The sequence below is a fragment of the Allocoleopsis sp. genome (assembly GCF_036703385.1).
In the GTDB taxonomy this organism is placed as follows: domain Bacteria; phylum Cyanobacteriota; class Cyanobacteriia; order Cyanobacteriales; family Coleofasciculaceae; genus Allocoleopsis.
The window spans coordinates 1-4,023 of record NZ_DATNPA010000494.1; the positions used below are offsets into that span (position 1 = coordinate 1).

Annotated in this window: 2 protein-coding genes; one reads left to right on the forward strand and one right to left on the reverse strand. The window is 47.7% G+C overall.

What is annotated here, in order from left to right; all coding sequences use genetic code 11:
- Nucleotides 1-199: 199 nt before the first annotated feature.
- A complete protein-coding gene (locus V6C93_RS24275) occupies nt 200-2,449 on the forward strand; it encodes a CHAT domain-containing protein (protein WP_333479247.1) in 2,250 nt (749 codons plus the stop codon).
- A gap of 40 nt (nt 2,450-2,489) precedes the next feature.
- On the opposite strand, the gene V6C93_RS24280 is transcribed toward V6C93_RS24275, so the two are convergent.
- Nucleotides 2,490-3,836 (reverse strand): N-acetylmuramoyl-L-alanine amidase, encoded by a 1,347-nt coding sequence (locus V6C93_RS24280; RefSeq protein ID WP_333479248.1) that lies wholly within the window; start codon nt 3,834-3,836, stop codon nt 2,490-2,492.
- Between the last annotated feature and the right edge of the window lie 187 nt (nt 3,837-4,023).

Below are 4,023 nucleotides of genomic sequence, written 5' to 3' on the forward strand. Positions count from 1 at the left end.
AACTACTCCAAATACTCCTTTGCAAAATTCTGGCAATTCGTCCTCAACCACATCAGGACAGACTAATCGAGGCAATACCACTACCACGGCACAAAATCCTGGCAATTCGTCCTCGACTTCATCAGGACAAACTATTTCAGGCACTGCCGTTGCTTCCTCGCAACAAAATGAGCAGCAAAGTTCACCAGTCGCCCAGAAAATGCAAGAGTGCCAGCAACAAGTCGAGTTTCTCAACAACAAGGGAGTAGGGACTCATCGTCAGGCAGACTATAGCCAACTCGTTGAGTGCTATCAGCAGACGTTATCCGTTGCCAGAGCATCACAATCTTCCCAATGGGAGGAACTTTCGTTAAACAATTTAGCGATCGCGTCCTTTGTGCTGGGAGACTATGCCAAATCCTTGGAATATGCTCAGCAGCAATTAGAACTTGCTAAGAAAACTCAAAATCCCCTAGGAGAAGGAATCGCTTTAGGCAGTGTGGGAGCGGCTTATGGTGCACTTGGAGAGTACGAGAAAGCGATTAATTATTATCAAAAGAGTTTAGCCATTACCTCAGCCATCCCTGCACCTCAGTGGGTGGGACTGACCAAAAGAAATCTGGGTAATGCTTACCTTGCTCAAGGAAACTATTACAAAGAGCGGGGAAACTCTGAGAAAGCTCAACAATACTATAACCAAGCGATTAAGTATCAGGAAGAAAGTTTGGTGCTAGTAAGAACAATCAGCGATCGCTATGGAGAGGCACAGGCGTTGGGGAATTTGGGCAATGTGTACTCTGCCTTGGGTGAGAGTCAACGCGCTATTGATTACCAACAGCAGAGTTTGGTCATTGCCAGGGAAATTCGCGATCGCCTCCAAGAAGGACAGGCGCTGCTCAATCTCGGTACTACCTATTCATCTCTCGGTGATTATGCCAAAGCGTTGGGATACCATCAGCAAAGTTTAGCGATCGTTCAGGAACTTCGTGCCCGTTTGGGAGAAGGTATCGCCCTGAATAATATTGGTGATGCTCTACTTCAGTTACGCCAACTCATTGAAGCAGAACGGCAGTTAGTCAATGGCGTTGAAGTTTGGGAATCTCTACGGGCAGGATTAGGTAATAACGATGGCAACAAAATATCAATCTTTGAAATTCAGTCAGCAACCTATCGTAATCTCCAACAAGCCCTGAGTGAGCAGAATAAAATTAATGCAGCTCTAGAAGCATCAGAACGAGGACGGGCACGCGCCTTTGTCGAGCTATTATCCAGACGATTGAGCGGCAATCGAGAGACTTCAATACCCATTACTCCTCCCAACATCCAACAGATTCAACAAGTTGCTAAACAGCAAAATGCCACAATTGTTGAATACTCGATTATTTCTGATAATTTTAATATTAATGGTAAGCGAGAAAGTAAGGAATCAGAACTCTACATTTGGGTCGTTCAGCCTAATGGGGAAGTAGTATTTCGGCGCAGTGACTTAAAACCTCTCTGGCAGCAGCAACAGCCGAGCAAGAATACGAAACAAACGGCTTTAGCTGCACTGGTAACCACTAGCCGCATGTTAGATGCGATTAGTGCCAAACAAGGAGAGGCGGCACGAAAACAGCTCCATCAACTGTTGATTGAACCCATTGCAGAATTCCTACCCAAAAATCCAGAGGCTCATGTCATTTTTATTCCTCAAGATTCCCTGTTTTTAGTACCCTTTGTGGCTCTACAAGATGCCTCAGGTCAATATCTGATAGAGAAACATACCATCTTGAGTGCTCCTGCGATTCAGGTGCTAGGGCTAACCCACCAGCAAAAAGAACGCTTGAAAGGCATCTATCCTGGCTCTTTCCCAGGGAGCAATGCTTTGGTTGTCGGTAATCCCACAATGCCCTTCCTGAAGAACGAGGATAAGAGTGAGCAACTCGAATCGTTACCTGCGGCTGAGGAGGAAGCCAAAGCGATCGCCACACTCTTAAACACCAAAGCCATCATTGGCAATCAAGCGACCAAGGTAGATATCGTACAACAACTGCCTAAGGCGCGACTAATTCATCTGGCAACTCACGGGTTACTCGATGATATTCGCCAACTAGGGGTACCGGGTGCGATCGCACTGGCTCCTTCCAAAGACGATGATGGCTTTCTCACAAGTAGCGAAATTTTAAATTTAAAGCTGAATGCAGAATTAGTAGTCTTGAGCGCCTGTAACACGGGACGGGGAAAGATTACAGGAGATGGAGTGATTGGGTTGTCTCGTGCGTTGATTACCTCTGGAGTTCCCAGTGTTGTTGTCTCACTGTGGTCGGTGCCAGATGCTCCTACAGGTTTGTTGATGAAGGAGTTTTATCAGAATCTGGCGACAAATCCCGACAAAGCTCAAGCACTGCGAAGGGCGATGCTGACGACGATGAAAGAATACCCGCAACCCATCAACTGGGCTGCTTTTACTCTGATGGGACAAGCAAATTGAGAGGGGGAGGATTCCTCAACTCACCCTCTCACCCTATCGTTCAAAGCAATCCTGCTGACTCATAGAGACGCTTAAGTACTGCCATAATGCGATCGCCATAATTCACATCCGCTGACCAACGTCCACTTAGCTGCCCCACTAAAGGGGCAATACCACGCGTGACAAACCGAAATCGAGGACTTACCGATTCTTGCACCAAAGGCTCCAGACTGGCGTAAGCTTTGAGTTGTTGCACATGGGCACGAACGCCGAGTCTGGCACTAGGGAATGTTGCCCCCTCTGTCCCACCTCCAACGGCTCCCAAACCCCCAAAGTTATTTTGACTGGCCTTAATTTCGCCACCAAAGCGTAGGTAGTTCGTTTCCACACACATTTGACTGAAGGCAATATCATAGTTGACACCCTCAATCGTTGCTTCCTCCCGATAGAGCTTGGGTAAATCAGGAAATTGGGTCAAGGCGCTCTCGTTGTTGGCTTTGAGGAACATCATCAGCTGCACCTCCGAGGTATTGCCATGTCCCATGATTCGGTCAATTTGACCGGGGCAGATTGGCAAAATTGAGCGCAAACTTACGGTACGGCTGGGATTATCCCAACTGACAGAGATGTGATAGTCCCGTAGCTCAATCGCTTTGACATACACCACACCCTTATATTGAACGCGCCGAACATTCGGATCATTGGTCAAATCAACTCCTAGTCGATCGACTAAGTCAATTGGGATATAGGCATTGCTGTTGATTAAGATACCCTTTTCACCATAGGTCTGATTGTTAATGTTGATATTGATAGAAGCATAATCACTATCGCCATTCCCTGTTGTGCTAACCGCACGACTCCAAGCTGCGAGTCCATCTGCAATCCCCAGAGCCACATCACGGCGTCGATTCTGTAATAAATTGCGATCATCTGGGTTACTGAGAAACCCAACTTCCATCAAGATTGAGGGGAGAGTCGTATCGCGGCAGAACGAAATACGACCGATACCGGTCGCCGTGTCAGGTTTTGCTCCTCGGTTGGGCAGTTGAGGGAGGCGTCGAACCAGAGCAAGGAGCAACAGCTCTGCATGATTCTTGCGCTCGGTGTTGTTGGCGATGTAAAAGGCCGTCGCTCCTCGGACATCGGGATTGGAAAAGGCGTCGGCATGAATTTCCAGCGCCACGTCGTCAGGACGAGCCCGAGCATTAATCCACTGTATAGTTTGGCTCGCACTCAAGTCATCAGGGACAGAGAGGACTTCAAACCCGCGCGATCGCAACTCTGGCACTACTAAGTCACGCAGCAAAATCATCTCTTGGGCTTCATTCGTGGTGCCCACAATCGACCCCAAGTCGCGACCACCTTGTTCCATACCACCGTGACCGGCAGAAATAAATATGCGTCCCATGTTTTCGCTTTTTCCTCGGCGCTTTGCTTAGCACTCGCTGTCACTCATTTAGAATAAGGATTTTCGAGGCCAAACCGCTAGCCCTATTCCCGCCAACCTCCAGCGCTCTAATTGGTAGAGGGCATAAAAAATAATTGAGATGCATAAGTTCATGAGTGTGAGATATAGGCTTTTGAGTCGATAATTG